Raw genomic sequence first — 17016 nt, 5'->3', positions numbered from 1 at the left:
GATAACTTTGTGCATTATTGACAATAAGAGGCCAATGCGTTCAAAAACTGCTTAATCCTTACATTGCCGTGCTTATCAGTCTTTCCACGTATAAAATCCATTTCCCTGCGAACCTGCTCAAAATTGTATAATGTGCTGGAATAGTCTACAAAAATTTCGTTACTATAATCTTCAAGACCAAGGTGAGCCAGGTTTACGAGGCCATTAAATGCTGTTCTGCGTATGCGCTGCTCCATAGATTTCGGTGTATCACAGAAGCGGCTGCACAGATCGCTAACTGTCAGTGAGTCGGCATTATCCTGGTGGTCGACCAGATATTTGACGATAGAAATGATATCTTTACTGCCAATATCCCCGATAATACCGATTCTTGTAAGGATTGTGCGAAGGGAATTCTCAATCTGCTCACTATTGTCAGGTACAGTCACAGTTGCAGGGCTGGTATCTTCCATAAATATGTTTTGCATTTTGCGGACCATTCGTTTCATAGATAAGCCATCGGAAACTTTTTTGATGACAACTTCTACTTCCACACTATTAATTGGTTTCTGGATAAAGAATTCAATCCCGGCTTCATAGGCAGAAGCAATCATATCTTTGGAGGACACTTGGGACAGCATAATATAAGATGCATCTGGTACTATTTTTCGAGCCTGTTTTACAAAGCTGATTCCATCTATTTCAGGCATGAGCAGATCTACAATTACAATATCCGGTTTAGCTGAAGGAAGATCTTCCAGTGCTTCAGCTGCATTATTAGCACTGCCGCAACATACCCCAAGTCCTCGTTCATTTATAATTAGTTTCAAAATGTTACAAATATTTTTGTCATCGTCTATAAAATAGAAAGACATCATTTTGACATTACCTCCAATTCATTTAAAGGGATGCAGATGGTAAAAACTGTCCGACCCGGAATAGAGGTCAGACCAATCGTTCCATGTAATTCCCCTTCTACAAGATCTTGTACCAGATTCAGTCCAAGTCCCCGGCTGACTTCCCCTGTCTGGAAATTAATCTTGGTCGAGAATCCAGTCTTAAATACTTCTCCTATGTATTCAGCCGGAATTCCCGGGCCGTCATCTGTAACGGTAAAAATAGCCTGCCCATCTTCGATGACCTCTGTGACAGAAAGATTAACTGTGCCAGTCTTCGAAGCTTCCAAAGCATTTACAAAAAGGTTACGGAAGATGGAAAGAAGGGCATAGTGGCTGGAAGTATAGAAATTTTTCTGATATTCATAAGTAAGATTCAGTGTCTTTCCCTGTGATTCCGCCAGATTGGTGATGGAAGATTTTAAAAGGGAGAGCACTTCTTCCAGATACATACCGTCATTTTCCAGTTCCTGTTCCAGTGCTTCGGAAATTCCACGCATGATCAACAGATATTCTTTCTTTATCTCGTGAATATCTTTTGCAGTAGTAAGCGCAGAAGAGGCAAGGGCAGGATCGGCACCTGAGTCACGCAGTGTTTCAAAGAGCCGGTAAGAATTATTCATAGTTTCTTCTATTAATGTAGTATTTTTCTTCATCCAGACAATTTCTCCATTGAGTTTGGAGAAGAGAAGTACCAGTTTCTGATAACGTTCCTCATGTTCTTTCTCAATTAAAAAGATCCGGTATTTTTCAAAGAGCAACATGACAAGCCATGTGAGACAGGAACGCATAACAGCAGCCAGAAAGATTCCAGACTGCATGTGAAGCACAAGGGAACTGAGTTCCAGTCGTACGAGAAGCTCGATAAAGTTTGCCAAGTAGTCAATCAGAATCAGAGCTCCCAGTGTCAGGTTCCGCTTTTCATGAATAGTAGCCGACAAATAATCAAACCGTCTGATATACAGATGTAGAAGAAGTCCGTAGCAAAGATAGAAAGCTATCTCCGGCATATAGTGAGAAGGACTCGTCCAATGCCCGTGGGTGATCCAATAGACGAACATACGCATAGAAAATACACCGATTGCGGATAAAAATGTAACCGGAATCAGTGGAAAATTGGACATTAATAATCCGCAAGCGGCCAGAATAACGACTGCAATGGATATTTTAAAGTTTGCTGTGAACCAGTTAATACTGAGCTGCGAAGTTAAAGCAATTGCGAAGCTGTAAAATATAGATTTTTTCAATATATCTTTCATAATATATACCACACCCTATACCTAATATAGTACAGGAAAAAAGAAGACTGCGCAAGTATTAAAAATACCCACGCAGTTTTTCAATAGCGCTCTTTTCGATTCTGGATACATAGGAGCGGGAAATGCCAAGAAGCTTTGCAATTTCGCGCTGTGTATATTCTTCTTCGTTATACAGACCATAGCGCATTTTTAAGACCAGACGTTCCCGGGTAGATAATTTAGACTCTACGTGTTGATATAATTTCAAAATATCATCTTTTTCCTCGATTTTCCGGTGGGCCTCCTGATCGTCTGTCTCAATTACATCGAAAAGCTGGATTTCGTTGCCTTCCCGGTCCGTGCCGATTGGTTCATAAAGGGAGACTTCCCGAGAAGTTTTTTTTCTGGCACGCAGATGCATCAGAATTTCATTTTCAATACAGCGTGCAGCGTAAGTTCCGAGACGTACGTTTTTTCCCGGATTAAATGTAACGACTGCTTTGATCAGCCCGATGGTGCCAATGGAAAGCAAATCTTCAGCTTCTTCTACATTTGCCTGATATTTTTTGACAATATGAGCTACGAGCCGGAGATTATGCTCAATCAGGATATGCTTGGCATTTAAGTCGCCCTCGATATATTTTTGCAGGTAATACTGTTCTTCAGAAGCAGTCAGGGGAAGGGGAAAAGATTTCAAGAAATGCACCTCGAGACAGATTTGATATAGTTTATGATGGAAAATGAAAATTTGTGCTTTTCCCATGTGGAAAAGTGTGCTATACTGATGCTACTTCAGACAGGAAATTCTTCCGTCTGCAGGAGATCTGTTGTATCGGGCGGTATCCGCCGGAGAATCCAACGATTTTGATTGAGATTGATTGTTATTAATTGTTACCTGATTATCGAAAAAATCTATGAGTGACTGAACATGAAAATGTGAATAAAAAGTATAGTTCAGTTAGAAATGAGGTGTATGAATGGCATTTAGTTCAATTGCGTCTGCCTGTGTTCAGGGACTTCACATTGAAGTGATCCATGCAGAATCAGATGTCAGTAATGGTCTTCCGATATTCCATATGGTGGGGTATCTTTCGTCGGAAGTGAAGGAGGCTGCTGAGCGGGTGCGGACTGCGATCCGTAACAGTGGATTTTCGCTTCCACCTAAGAAAATCGTAGTAAATCTGTCGCCGGCAACGGTGAAAAAGAAAGGAGCATCTTATGATCTTCCAATCGCATTATCTGTATTAGAAGCTGTTGGCAATATTCCGGCAAAAGTGCTGGAGAGAGTTCTTGTAGCCGGGGAGCTTAGTCTGGACGGGAAAGTACGTGAAGTAGAGGGAGTTCTGCCAATCGTTCTGGAGGCAAAGATGCAGGGATTTCACACATGTATTTTGCCCGAAAAAAATGTAAGTGAAGGGCGTCTTGTTCCGGGAATTCGAATTATAGGTGCCGGGACATTGGAACAATTGTGCCGGGATTTAAATAAGAAGGAAGGGTTAGGGGGAAAAATATCAGAGACGAAAGCAATCACTGAGTTTAAACAGATATGGGAACCGGAGATGATATATGATGTGGATTACAGTGATATCTGTGGACAGGATATGGTGAAGCGGGCGGTTGAAGTTGCAGTAGCGGGTGGTCATAATCTGTTGCTTATAGGTCCGCCGGGAAGCGGAAAATCCATGGTGGCAAAACGAATCCCGACCATTTTACCGCCGATGCAGTTGGAAGAGAGTATGGAGGTGACAAAGATTTACAGCGTGGCAGGGATGGTAGACCGGGAACATCCGTTGATTACAAAACGTCCATTTCGAAGTGTACATCATACGGTAACGAGAGCAGCACTTATTGGTGGTGGGGTGATACCGAATCCGGGGGAAATCAGTCTTGCACATGGAGGTGTTTTATTTCTAGATGAACTGGCGGAATTCCATAAGCCAGTGCTGGAAGTTTTAAGACAACCTCTGGAGGAACATAAAATCCGGATTTCCAGAAACAGTGGATGTTATGAGTATCCGGCTGATTTTATGTTGATTGCGGCAATGAATCCGTGTCCTTGTGGAAATTATCCGGATTTGAACAAATGTAATTGTACAAAAACGCAAATTCAAAATTATCTGGGTCATGTAAGCCAGCCTTTTTTAGATCGTATGGATTTATGTGTAGAGGCTTCAAGGGTAGAATACGGGGAATTACACAAGACTGGAAAAGAGGAAACATCAGAAGAAATACGTAACCGTGTCTGCACGGCGAGAAAGATCCAGGAGCAGCGTTATGAGGGGACCGATGTCCGGACAAACTCCGGAATCGGAGTACGGCAGATGGAAGAATTTTGCCAAATTGGAGAAAAAGAAGAAAAACTGATGCGATGTGCATTTTCAACGATGAATCTGACTGCCCGGACTTATCATAAAGTATTGAAAGTCGCCAGAACAATCGCTGATCTGGACGGGGAAGAACAGATTGGATGCAGCCATCTGAAAGAGGCGCTTGGATACCGTATGCTGGATAAAAAATACTGGGGGAGGTAATGTGGGTGATTTATGAATACTGGTTTGCCAGGATGAAAAATATCTCTGATAATAAGAAGAAAAAACTAAGAGAGGCATATGGCTCTGCAAAAGAGATATATTATATAGAAGAAACTCAACTCAGATTACAGAATTTCCTGACAAAAAAGGATATAGAACAGCTGAAAATGGCGAGAAAGCAGAAAGATTTAGAAGAAAAATATTATAATATGGAAGAAAAAGGAATTGATTTTGTACCGTATTTTCAAAAAACATATCCGAAACGGTTGTCGGAGCTTGACGCTGCACCGTATGCGCTTTATGTAAAAGGGAAACTGCCGGAAGAAGACCGGCCTTCGGTAGCGATTATCGGAGCAAGAAGATGTAGTAATTACGGGGAAGGGCAGGCGCTGGAATATGGGAAATGTCTGGCATCAGCCGGGGTACAGATTATCAGTGGTCTTGCACTTGGTATTGACGGGGCCGGACAACGGGGGGCACTAAATGGAGGCGGAACAACTTATGGCGTGTTAGGCTGCGGAGTGGACATTTGTTATCCGAGAGAAAATATCGGTCTGTATATGGATATTCAGAGAGAAGGAGGGATAATTTCGGAGCAAATACCAGGAGAACCACCTATGTCATATCATTTTCCACTGAGAAATCGTATCATCAGTGGATTGGCAGATGTAGTGCTTGTGATGGAAGCGAAAGAAAAAAGCGGATCTTTGATTACCACAGATATGGCACTGGAACAGGGGAGGGACGTATATGCTCTTCCAGGGCCTGTCACAAGTACTCTCAGTCAGGGGTGCCACAGGCTGATCAGACAAGGTGCGGGCATATTGATCTCGCCGGAAGAATTCCTGAAAGAACTGCAGATTGAGGTTTCCGAAAACTCTACAGAATTATTAAAAAATGAAAAAATGCTTGAAACAACAGAAAAAGTGGTGTATAGTTGTCTCGATTTGTTCCCCAGAAATGTAAGTGAGATTCAGATGAAGACCGGGCTTGATGCACGGATTCTTATGGAGACACTTATGACGCTGGAGATGGAAGGATATATAAAAGAAACGGCAAAGAATTATTATGTCAGAATGTCAGATGTAATCAGAATGTCAGATGTAAGATGAAACATTTGCATTTGAACGAAAATAGTGTACGGGAATTTGCCCGATACAGATAACATGGAGGTTAGATACAGATATGGCACGATATCTCGTGATAGTGGAGTCACCGGCAAAGGTGAAAACAATCAAAAAGTTTCTGGGAAGTAATTATGTGGTGGCTGCGTCAAATGGACATGTCAGAGATCTTCCGAAAAGTCAGCTTGGTGTAGATGTGAAGAATGACTACGAACCGAAGTATATTACGATACGTGGAAAAGGTGAGATCCTTGCAAATCTCAGAAAAGAAGTGAAAAAAGCAGATAAAGTTTATCTCGCAACTGACCCGGACCGCGAAGGAGAGGCAATTTCCTGGCATCTGAGTAAAGCATTGAAACTGGAGGATAAGAAAGTTTATCGTATTAGCTTCAATGAGATCACCAAGAATGCGGTGAAGGCATCTCTTAAGACCCCGCGGGATATCGATATGGATCTGGTGGATGCACAGCAGGCGAGACGTGTGCTGGACCGTGTGGTTGGATACCGCATCAGTCCACTCCTCTGGGCCAAAGTAAAGAGAGGTTTAAGCGCCGGTCGTGTGCAGTCTGTAGCGCTTCGCATTATAGCAGATCGTGAGGCGGAAATCGATGCATTTATTCCAGAGGAATACTGGACTCTGGATGCAGAGCTGAACGTAAAAGGTGAGAGAAAGCCTCTGATCGCGAAGTTCTACGGAACAGAGAAAGAGAAGATGACGATTGAGTCGAAAGAACACTTGAATAAGATTTTAAAGGAGCTTGATGGTGCGGACTATGAAGTGAGTGAGATCAAAAAAGGAGAGCGTACAAAAAAGGCACCGGTCCCATTTACGACAAGTACACTGCAGCAGGAAGCTTCCAAAGCTTTGAATTTTGCAACCTCCAAGACGATGCGTATTGCGCAGCAGCTTTATGAAGGAGTTGATGTCAAGGGAAGTGGAACCGTGGGTATTATCACATATCTTCGTACGGATTCTACCCGTATTTCCGAAGAGGCAGATGCGAATGTAAGAAGCTATATTGGAGAGCAGTATGGCAGCCAGTATGTGGCAGCAGAAGGCGCCGGGAAAAGTGGCAGTCAGAAGATTCAGGATGCTCATGAGGCAATTCGTCCGACGGATGTTACCCGCACTCCGGCTATGTTGAAGGATTCCTTGTCCCGTGACCAGTTCCGCTTGTATCAGCTGATCTGGAAACGTTTTGTTGCAAGCCGTATGATGCCTGCAGTTTATGAGACCACTTCTGTAAAAATCGCAGCAGGAAAATATCGTTTCAATGTTGCAACATCAAAGATTGCATTTGAAGGATTCCGTCTGATCTATACGGAGGCGGGAGAAGAAAAAGACGAGAAGGGTGTGCTTTTAAAGGGACTGGATGAGAACAGTGAACTTTCTCTGAAACAGTTTGACAGTAAGCAGCATTTTACACAGCCGCCGGCACACTACACAGAGGCGTCTCTTGTAAAGACTTTGGAGGAGCTGGGAATCGGACGCCCAAGTACTTATGCACCGACAATTACATTGATTATAAATAGAAGATACGTTGCGAAGGAAAATAAAAACCTTTATATGACAGAACTTGGAGAAGTTGTTAATAATATAATGATGCATTCATTCCCAAGTATTGTGGATGTCAGTTTTACGGCAAATATGGAAAGTCTTCTGGACGGTGTTGCGGAAGGAAAAGTCAGATGGAAGACGATTATTGAAAATTTCTATCCGGATTTGGACGCAGCCGTGAAAAAAGCGGAAGAAGAACTGGAAGAGGTAAAAATCGAGGACGAAGTAACGGATGTAATCTGTGAAGAATGTGGCAGAAACATGGTTATCAAATACGGTCCGCATGGAAAATTTCTGGCATGTCCGGGATTCCCGGAATGTCGGAATACAAAGCCGTATCTGGAAAAGATTGGTGTAAAATGTCCGATGTGCGGAAAAGATGTAGTAATTCGCAAAACGAAGAAGGGAAGGCGCTATTACGGTTGTGAAAATAATCCGGAATGTGAGTTCATGTCCTGGCAAAAACCGTCTGAAAAGAAGTGTCCTCAGTGTGGAAAATATATGGTAGAAAAAGGAAATAAACTTCTTTGCAGCAATGAACAATGTGGTTACACTGAAAGTATAAAAAAAGAGAAAGAAAATTAAGGAAATTTATTGAATAAGCGTGAATTGTATGATAATATACACTCATAGATGGAGGAATTGCATATGGGCGTACAATTATTAGATAAAACTAGAAAAATCAACAAATTACTACACAACAATAATTCAAGCAAGGTTGTATTTAATGACATTTGTGATGTCTTGACTGAGATACTGGAGTCAAATGTTCTGGTAGTCAGTAAAAAAGGGAAGGTGCTTGGAAAAAGTCGGTGCCTGAATGTACAGCCGATTGGAGAACTGATTGCCTGTGAGGTTGGCGAGCATATTGATGGTATGTTGAACGAGAGATTGCTTAGTATCTTATCAACAAAGGAGAATGTAAATCTTCAGACACTGGGATTTTCTGCTGAGGCAAGCGGAGGATATCAGGCAATCATCACACCAATCAATATTGCAGGAGAGCGTCTCGGAACATTGTTCATTTACAAAGTAGATAAACCATATGAGATTGATGATATCATTCTCAGCGAGTATGGAACAACAGTTGTAGGACTGGAGATGCTCCGTTCTGTTAACGAAGAAAGTGCAGAGGAGACAAGAAAAGAACACATTGTACAGTCTGCGATCAGTACATTATCTTATTCAGAACTTGAAGCAATCATTCATATTTTTGATGAGCTGGATGGCTCAGAGGGAATTCTGGTTGCAAGCAAGATTGCAGACAGAGTTGGAATCACCCGTTCTGTAATTGTAAATGCTCTGCGCAAGTTTGAAAGTGCAGGCGTGATTGAATCTCGTTCATCAGGAATGAAAGGAACTTATATCAAAGTTGTAAATGATTATGTATTTACAGAACTGGAGCACATCAAGGAAGAAAAGAACAGAGGTTAAACTTTGAAAAATCGGAGAATGGACAACATGTATGAAGAGTGTCCGGCGCTGCTTCAGATGACGCGGACGTTTTTGGAAGATGGAGAAAAAGATGAAATCATTCATCATTGTAAAGTAATCCGGTATGATTCGGAAGAAGATAACATATACTTAATTGCAGGAAAATCAGATATCACAAGTTTTTTGCTGGATGGAGTATATAGATGTACGATCAATAGTGAAAAAAAAGAAATCTGGTGCCAGGGCGTCATACGTGAAAGATACTGTAATAAAGTCGGAAAAGTCTTAGTATTTCGTGTACAAAACGGCTTTTATGAAAAAAATATAAACAAGATAAAATAAATAAAAGAGTGTTGACAAAAGAGAAAGAGAGTGCTATTTTATACCTAGAGTTTTTAATAGCACTCTATTTTTATGAGTGCTAACAACGTAAAAGAGATGTTAAAGCAAGGAGGAATAAATATGAAATTAGTACCATTAGGAGACAGAGTCGTATTGAAACAGATCGTGGCTGAGGAGACTACAAAGTCAGGAATCGTATTACCTGGACAGTCTAAAGAAAAACCACAGCAGGCAGAAGTTGTGGCAGTCGGACCAGGCGGAACTGTTGATGGAAAAGAAGTGAAGATGAACGTAACAGTAGGACAGCAGGTTATCTATTCTAAATATGCAGGAACATCTGTTGAGATTGAAGACGAAGAATATATTGTTGTGAAACAGGATGATATTTTAGCAATCATCGAATAAGGAATGTTTGTTAATTTAAAATATTTTGTGTGAAATCAGTAAAGTCTAATTTAGGAGGCAGTTTAATCATGGCAAAGGAAATTAAATACGGAGCAGAAGCAAGAGCAGCCCTGGAAGCAGGAGTAAATCAGTTAGCAGATACAGTAAGAGTGACACTTGGACCAAAAGGACGTAACGTAGTACTTGACAAATCATTTGGTGCACCACTGATTACAAATGATGGTGTTACAATCGCAAAAGAAATCGAGTTAGAAGATCCATTTGAGAATATGGGAGCTCAGATCATCAAAGAAGTTGCATCTAAAACAAATGATGTAGCAGGAGATGGTACAACAACAGCTACTGTACTTGCACAGGCTATGGTACATGAAGGAATGAAGAATCTGGCAGCAGGTGCTAACCCGATCATTCTCCGTAAAGGAATGCAGAAAGCTACAGATGCAGCCGTTGAGGCAATTAAGAATATGTCCAGCAAAGTTAACGGTAAAGACCAGATTGCTAAGGTTGCAGCTATTTCAGCAGCAAGCGAGGAAGTAGGTCAGATGGTAGCAGATGCTATGGAGAAGGTTTCTAACGATGGTGTTATTACAATCGAAGAATCTAAGACAATGAAAACAGAGCTTGACCTTGTAGAAGGAATGCAGTTCGATCGTGGATACATTTCTGCATATATGGCAACAGATATGGATAAGATGGAAGCTAATCTGGAGGATCCATATATTCTGATCACAGATAAGAAAATCAGCAACATTCAGGAAATCCTTCCAGTACTTGAGCAGATCGTTCAGTCAGGATCCAGACTCCTGATCATTGCAGAGGATGTTGAGGGTGAAGCTCTTACAACCCTGATCGTAAATAAACTGCGTGGAACATTCAATGTTGTTGCTGTAAAAGCACCTGGATATGGTGACAGAAGAAAAGAGATGCTCAAAGACATCGCTATTTTGACAGGCGGACAGGTAATTTCCGAGGAGCTTGGATTAGAGCTGAAAGATACTACTATGGATCAGCTTGGACGTGCAAAATCAGTCAAAGTACAGAAAGAGAATACGGTTATCGTAGACGGCTGTGGAGACAAAGATTCCATCCAGGCAAGAGTTGCTCAGATCAAAGCTCAGATTGAGGATACAACATCTGAATTCGATAAAGAAAAACTTCAGGAGAGACTTGCAAAACTGGCAGGCGGAGTTGCGGTAATCCGTGTCGGAGCAGCAACAGAAGTTGAGATGAAAGAAGCAAAACTTCGTATGGAAGATGCTCTGGCAGCAACAAGAGCAGCAGTAGAAGAAGGAATTATCTCCGGTGGCGGTTCTGCATATATCCATGCAGCAAAAGAAGTAGCAAAATATGCTGCAACACTGGAAGGTGATGAAAAGACAGGAGCTAATGTAGTTCTCAAAGCACTGGAGGCTCCATTATTCCACATTGCTGCAAATGCAGGACTGGAAGGCTCTGTTATTATCAATAAAGTATCTGAGTCTGAACCAGGCGTAGGATTTAACGCATTGACAGAAGAGTATGTAGATATGGTAGAGGCAGGAATCCTTGATCCGGCTAAAGTAACAAGAAGTGCACTTCAGAACGCAACAAGTGTAGCATCTACGCTTCTGACAACAGAGTCTTGTGTAGCGAACATCAAAGAAGATACTCCGGCAATGCCAGCAGGCGGCGGAGCAGGCATGGGAATGATGTAAGAATAGTGTATTAGCAATTCTAATAATCATAGATTAGTATTATGAAAACTCCCCCTTTAGGGAGTTTTCTTTTTAATACAATTTGTGGTAAAATAGAGAAAATGGTTGACAAATGCCGACTGTTTTTTGTATCATAGCTTTTAAATATTACAAAGGAAAGTGAGGATAATAATCATGGGAAAGATTATTGGAGAAGGTATTACATTTGATGACGTACTTTTAGTACCAGCTTATTCAGAAGTAATTCCGAATCAGGTTGATCTGTCAACATATCTGACAAAGAAGATCCACCTTAACATACCGATGATGAGTGCAGGTATGGATACGGTTACAGAGCATCGTATGGCAATTGCTATGGCTCGTCAGGGAGGAATCGGTATCATTCATAAGAATATGTCTATTGAGGCTCAGGCTGAAGAGGTAGACAGAGTAAAGCGTTCTGAGAATGGTGTTATTACAGATCCATTTTATCTTTCACCGGATCATACACTGGCAGATGCTAATGAATTAATGGCTAAATTCCGCATTTCAGGTGTGCCGATCACAGAGAACGGAAAGCTGGTCGGTATTATCACGAACCGCGATTTGAAATTTGAGGAAGATTTCTCAAAGAAGATCAAAGAGTCTATGACTTCTGAGGGGCTCATCACAGCACCGGAAGGAATTACACTGGAGGAAGCAAAACGGATCCTTGCAAAAGCAAGAAAAGAGAAACTTCCAATTGTAGATAGGGATTTTCACTTAAAAGGACTTATTACAATTAAAGATATTGAAAAACAGATCAAATACCCTCTTGCAGCAAAGGATTCACAGGGACGTCTTCTTTGTGGTGCTGCTATTGGTATTACAGCAAACTGTATTGAGAGAGCTCAGGAGCTTGTCAATGCAAAGGTTGATGTTGTTGTTCTTGATTCTGCACACGGACATTCAGCAAATGTTATCCGCACAGTGGATATGATCAAGTCTAAATTCCCGGATCTTCAGGTTATTGCTGGTAACGTTGCAACAGGAGCTGCTACAGAGGATCTGATCAAAGCAGGAGCTGATGCAGTTAAGGTTGGTATCGGACCTGGATCCATCTGTACAACACGTATCATCGCAGGTATTGGTGTGCCTCAGATTTCAGCAGTTATGGATTGCTATGAAGCAGCAGATAAATATGGAATTCCGATTATTGCTGATGGAGGAATCAAGTACTCAGGAGATATGACAAAGGCAATTGCAGCCGGAGCAAATGTATGTATGATGGGAAGTATCTTTGCAGGTTGTGACGAGAGCCCTGGAACATTTGAGTTATATCAGGGAAGAAAATACAAGGTTTACCGTGGTATGGGATCTATCTCCGCTATGGAGAACGGAAGTAAAGACCGTTACTTCCAGACAGATGCCAAGAAACTGGTACCGGAAGGTGTCGAAGGACGTGTCGCTTACAAGGGAAGCGTAGAAGATACTGTATTCCAGTTAATGGGAGGTCTTCGTTCCGGTATGGGTTACTGTGGAGCACCGACAATCGAAGATCTGAAGGAAAAAGGAAGATTTGTCAAGATTTCTTCTGCATCATTAAAAGAGAGTCACCCACATGACATCCACATCACAAAAGAAGCTCCGAACTACAGCGTAGACGAGTAAGATCAGTAATTCATTGGTGAGCTGCTTTTGCATTAAAAGATAGAATTGTGGTTGAGTGAACAGCAGATAATAAAATTCATAAATTAATAAGAATTCATTCATAAAATGTTTCGCTGGAATATGTAGAATATATATCAGATGAGTGATGACTTCACCTCTATAGGTGGCGGACAGCAAGCATGCCTGGGGCATTCTTGGATCAGAAAAAGGCGGGGCAAAGAACGTGCAGATGAAGAGGAACAGAAAAAGAAGAACTCTAAGCACGACAAAGAAGAAAAGAAAGACCCAGCGGAATATCCGGCTGGGTTTTCTTATTCTTGGAATTGTGCTAGTGGTCATGCTGATTATAAAAATAAATAACCCGGGATTTTTTTCCAATAAGTATTATGAGTTGGATACGAAAGCAGTGGATGCATCAAAGCCTGATATTGATGTGGAGCTTCTGACACCGAATCCATATTCCAGATCGCAGGAGAAGACAGACAAGATTACAGGGATTGTTATTCACTATACAGCTAATCCGGGAGCAACGGCTATAGGTAACCGGAATTATTTTGAAGGGTTAAAAGACAGCCACGAGACGAAAGCCAGCAGTAATTTCGTGGTGGGACTGAACGGGGAGATCGTGCAGTGCATTCCGACCTGGGAAGTGGCGTATGCATCGAATGACCGGAATTATGATACAGTATCCATCGAATGCTGCCATCCGGATGCGACTGGAAAGTTTAATGATGCGACTTATCGTTCTATGGTCCAACTGACGGCGTGGCTTTGTCTGAAGTTCAACCTGACAGAAGAAGATGTGATCCGCCACTATGATGTGACTGGGAAAATCTGTCCGAAATATTTTGTGGAAAATGAAGGCGCATGGGATCAGTTCCGGAAAGATGTAAAGTCAGCTATGGCGATGAACAAGAATCCGGAATAGGAATGAATAGAAAAAAATAAGGCAGTTGCGAAATAAGATAATTGTTGGTATAATACACCCGATAAGACAGAAAAGAAGTGGATAAAGAGGCCACATTTGACACAGGAGTAATATACGATGAACGATTTGGAAATGTACAGAGAGAGTCTGGCGCTTTGTGATGATAAGATTATTGACGTGCTTGTTGAAAGAAGTAAAATAGTAGAAAAAATCATGGCATATAAAGAGGAATATGGTATGCCGATTTTACAGCCGCAGCAGGAGGCAAAACAGGCCTTGAGACTGGAAGAAAAGCTGAATGGTAATAAGTACAGAGAAGAGATTAAGGATATCTTTGAATGTATCCGTATGAACAGCAAGAAGATCCAGGCAAGAAAGTTATTCAATTACAATATTGTAATGATCGGATTTATGGGAGCTGGAAAATCAACAGTGGCGGAGTATTTAAGTACCATGTTTGCCATGGAAGTTGTAGAGATGGATCAGGAAATTGTGAAAGAGGAAGGAATGAGTATTCCGGACATTTTTGCAACTTATGGCGAAGAATATTTCCGTAACTGTGAGACAGAACTCCTGAAGAAAATGCAGAGCCGCAAAAATGTACTTATTTCCTGCGGAGGCGGAGTTGTACTTCGAGAATGCAATGTAGAACAGATGAAGAAGAATGGAAGAGTCGTTCTTCTGACTGCCAGTCCGGAGGAAGTTTATGAGCGCGTGAAAGATTCCGATGACAGACCGGTTCTCGCAGGACGAAAGAATGTAAAAGGTATTGCAGAATTGATGGAGGCACGTCGTGAAAAATATGAGGCAGCAGCCGATATTATTGTCAATACGGATCACAAGACTGTTCTTCAGGTGTGTGAAGAGTTAGTACAGAGACTGACAGAAATGGATGGAGAGTAATGTTTGACAGATTTTTCCCGGATAGATATGTGGCTTCCACATATGTGATTGATTTTGAAAAATTATATGAAGAAGGATATCGTGGCCTGATCTTTGATATTGACAATACACTTGTACCGCATGGAGCACCGGCTGATGCGAGGGCAATCGCACTCTTTGACAGATTAAAAAAGATTGGATTTAAATGTTGTCTCATTTCCAATAATCAGGAGCCGCGTGTAAAGATGTTCAATGAGCCGATTCAAGTAGATTATGTGTACAATGCGCACAAGCCATCAACAAAGAATTACCGGAAAGCTATGGAAATCATGGGGACTGATGAGACAAACAGTGTGTTTATTGGAGATCAGTTATTTACGGATGTCTGGGGCGCAAAAAGAACTGGGATTTCCAATATTCTTGTGAAACCGATTCACCCAAAAGAAGAGATTCAGATTGTGCTGAAGAGATATTTGGAGAAGATTGTATTGTATTTTTATGCAAGAAGCAAGAAACAGGCGAAAAAATAGTTGAAAAAAGGCACAATCTATTATAAAATGGTAAAAGTGAAAACGTATAAAGTGCCATTCGGGTGCGATTAAGGAGGATATATACAATGGCTGATGCTTATATTGAAAAAGGTACGACGTATGAGATCGACGGAAAGGTATATGAATGTCTGGAATTCTTACATGTAAAACCAGGTAAAGGTTCTGCTTTCGTCCGTACAAAACTGAAAGATGTTATCAATGGTGGTGTTGTTGAGAGAACATTTAACCCATCTAAAGATGTATTGAAGAAAGCATTTATCGAGAGAAAGACAATGCAGTATTCCTATGTTGACGGAAACCTGTATTACTTCATGGACAACGAGACATTCGAGCAGATTCCGGTTGATTCTGAGGATGTTGGAGATAGCCTGAAGTTCGTAAAAGAAGGAACAGACGTAACTCTGAAATCATATCAGGGTAAAGTATTTGCAATTGACCCACCGACAACTGTTGAGCTTCTGATCACAGAGTCTGAGCCAGGTGTAAAAGGTAACACAGCAACAGGTGCTACAAAACCGGCTATCGTTGAGACTGGTGCGCAGGTTATGGTTCCTCTGTTCGTTAATGAGGGAGAGGTCATCAAGATTGATACACGTTCCGGCGAGTATCTTTCAAGAGCATAAGCTTAAGAAAAACATAAGAAAAATAAACGACAAAAGCCTTGCATTTTTTGCAGGGCTTTTTTATAATTCTAATACCATAATATTTGAAACACAGAAACTGCTGCTGTCTGAGGAAAGGAGATGTATGGATTATAAGCAGTTTTTAGAGACAGTAGAGAAAAATGTAAGAGTGAACATGGGGACACACATCAGAGTCAGCACACGTACCGTGAAGAAGAATAACGGAACCGAGCGGAGCGGGCTTCTGATTGAGGATGACAGTACGAATATTTCACCGACCATCTATCTGGAAGAATATTATCAACAGTTCCTTAGCGGCAAAGGAGTTGATAAGATTGCAAAAGAAGTGGCCGATTTGTATGAGGATTTGAAAGTTGACCGGCCGTGGGATGAACAGAAGCTTGGAGAATACGATAAAATCAAGGAAAAAGTGATTTATCGTCTGATTGGTCGTGAGGCAAATGAAGAACTTCTTCAGGAAGTGCCATATGTGCCATATCTTGATTTGGCAATTATCTTTTGTGTACTTTTTGAAGCAGGAGATTATGGCATGGCGACAATGATGATCCGTAACCGGCATCTGAAACTGTGGCATGTGACAAAAGAGGACATTTATCATCAGGCAAGATATAATACATGGCATGAACTTCCGGGAGAATTTCTGACTATGAGCGATTTGATTGCGGAACTTACAGGAATAAAGGAGAAATGTCCGGAAGAACCTATGTATGTATTGACGAATCAGATCCGCAATTATGGAGCATCAGCAATTCTGTATCCAGACAGACTTGCAGGTATCAGTTTATGCCTTAAAGAGAATTTCTATGTGGTTCCAAGTAGTGTCCATGAGATGATCATAGTGCCGGAGAGTGCTTCGCCGGGACGGAGAATGCTGACAGAGATGTTAAGAGAAGTCAATGAGACACAGGTACCGGACGAAGATATTTTGTCAGATCATGTTTATTATTATGACAGAAAAGAACGGAGATTGCGATTATAAGAGAAGTGAAGAGCAGTCAATGCAAGTAGCGAAAGATAATCTATGATATAGAAGAGTATTATAATTGGTGTATGGGAGCGCCAGCGGTCAGGAATGCCGAAGGCGCTCTTGCTATAATGTTATAATGATTCGAATTGTGTAGAAAATTATCTCATGTATTTACTTTACTTTGTGAGATAAATGTGTTACTATTACAAAGTCA

General features: G+C 41.3%; 16 protein-coding genes. 13 read left to right on the top strand and 3 right to left on the bottom strand.

The features are described 5' to 3' along the window. Positions 1-14: 14 nt before the first annotated feature. The 3 genes from G593_RS0107720 to sigK are packed head-to-tail and all read right to left on the bottom strand — an operon-like array spanning position 15 to position 2810. On the bottom strand, positions 15-857 hold the full coding sequence (locus tag G593_RS0107720) for a response regulator (protein ID WP_044994243.1): 843 nt from the start codon (positions 855-857) through the stop codon (positions 15-17). Continuing rightward, positions 854-2134 (bottom strand): sensor histidine kinase, encoded by a 1281-nt coding sequence (locus G593_RS0107715; RefSeq protein WP_029731300.1) that lies wholly within the window; start codon positions 2132-2134, stop codon positions 854-856. Before G593_RS0107715 ends, G593_RS0107720 begins: the two co-directional genes overlap by 4 nt. A gap of 58 nt (positions 2135-2192) precedes the next feature. After that, on the bottom strand, positions 2193-2810 hold the full coding sequence (gene sigK, locus G593_RS0107710; RefSeq protein WP_005337832.1) for an RNA polymerase sporulation sigma factor SigK: 618 nt from the start codon (positions 2808-2810) through the stop codon (positions 2193-2195). 280 nt (positions 2811-3090) lie between these two features. On the opposite strand from sigK, the gene G593_RS0107705 reads away from it, so the two are divergent. From G593_RS0107705 to G593_RS0107645, 13 genes are all read left to right on the top strand, one after another. Continuing rightward, a complete protein-coding gene (locus G593_RS0107705; RefSeq protein ID WP_029731299.1) occupies positions 3091-4644 on the top strand; it encodes a YifB family Mg chelatase-like AAA ATPase in 1554 nt (517 codons plus the stop codon). Then, a complete protein-coding gene (gene dprA, locus G593_RS0107700; RefSeq protein WP_181975535.1) occupies positions 4644-5756 on the top strand; it encodes a DNA-processing protein DprA in 1113 nt (370 codons plus the stop codon). Before G593_RS0107705 ends, dprA begins: the two co-directional genes overlap by 1 nt. A gap of 73 nt (positions 5757-5829) precedes the next feature. Further along, entirely contained in the window at positions 5830-7911 is a 2082-nt protein-coding gene (topA, locus tag G593_RS0107695) for a type I DNA topoisomerase (RefSeq protein WP_029731298.1), read from the top strand. A 63-nt stretch (positions 7912-7974) separates the two neighbouring features. Beyond that, on the top strand, positions 7975-8760 hold the full coding sequence (gene codY, locus G593_RS0107690) for a GTP-sensing pleiotropic transcriptional regulator CodY (protein WP_005337824.1): 786 nt from the start codon (positions 7975-7977) through the stop codon (positions 8758-8760). A 3-nt stretch (positions 8761-8763) separates the two neighbouring features. Beyond that, positions 8764-9102: a hypothetical protein gene (locus tag G593_RS0107685; protein WP_242827060.1), complete on the top strand. Its 339-nt coding sequence runs from the start codon at positions 8764-8766 to the stop codon at positions 9100-9102. Between the two features lie 120 nt (positions 9103-9222). Continuing rightward, positions 9223-9507, top strand: coding sequence for a co-chaperone GroES (locus G593_RS0107680; RefSeq protein WP_005337820.1), 285 nt, complete (start codon positions 9223-9225; stop codon positions 9505-9507). Positions 9508-9575: 68 nt separating this feature from the next. Then, positions 9576-11201: a chaperonin GroEL gene (gene groL / locus G593_RS0107675; RefSeq protein ID WP_005331654.1), complete on the top strand. Its 1626-nt coding sequence runs from the start codon at positions 9576-9578 to the stop codon at positions 11199-11201. A gap of 174 nt (positions 11202-11375) precedes the next feature. Next, positions 11376-12830, top strand: coding sequence for an IMP dehydrogenase (guaB, locus tag G593_RS0107670; protein ID WP_029731297.1), 1455 nt, complete (start codon positions 11376-11378; stop codon positions 12828-12830). 229 nt (positions 12831-13059) lie between these two features. Beyond that, a complete protein-coding gene (locus G593_RS0107665) occupies positions 13060-13758 on the top strand; it encodes a peptidoglycan recognition protein family protein (RefSeq protein WP_044994251.1) in 699 nt (232 codons plus the stop codon). A 117-nt stretch (positions 13759-13875) separates the two neighbouring features. After that, positions 13876-14661 carry a shikimate kinase gene (locus tag G593_RS0107660; protein WP_029731295.1) on the top strand — a complete coding sequence of 262 codons (786 nt, stop codon included), beginning with the start codon at positions 13876-13878 and terminating at the stop codon, positions 14659-14661. After that, positions 14661-15170 carry a YqeG family HAD IIIA-type phosphatase gene (locus tag G593_RS0107655; protein WP_005331649.1) on the top strand — a complete coding sequence of 170 codons (510 nt, stop codon included), beginning with the start codon at positions 14661-14663 and terminating at the stop codon, positions 15168-15170. The genes G593_RS0107660 and G593_RS0107655 overlap by 1 nt, the downstream gene beginning before the upstream one ends. Before the next feature lie 86 nt (positions 15171-15256). Then, positions 15257-15814 carry an elongation factor P gene (gene efp, locus G593_RS0107650; RefSeq protein ID WP_005331647.1) on the top strand — a complete coding sequence of 186 codons (558 nt, stop codon included), beginning with the start codon at positions 15257-15259 and terminating at the stop codon, positions 15812-15814. Between the two features lie 124 nt (positions 15815-15938). Further along, on the top strand, positions 15939-16814 hold the full coding sequence (locus G593_RS0107645) for a DUF5688 family protein (RefSeq protein WP_029731294.1): 876 nt from the start codon (positions 15939-15941) through the stop codon (positions 16812-16814). The last annotated feature ends 202 nt before the right edge of the window (positions 16815-17016 follow it).

It is taken from the genome of Dorea sp. AGR2135, assembly GCF_000420885.1.
GTDB classification, from domain to species: Bacteria; Bacillota; Clostridia; order Lachnospirales; family Lachnospiraceae; genus Dorea; species Dorea formicigenerans.
The sequence above is the reverse complement of the archived record's forward strand: the minus strand, read 5'-3'. Positions and strand labels throughout refer to the sequence as shown.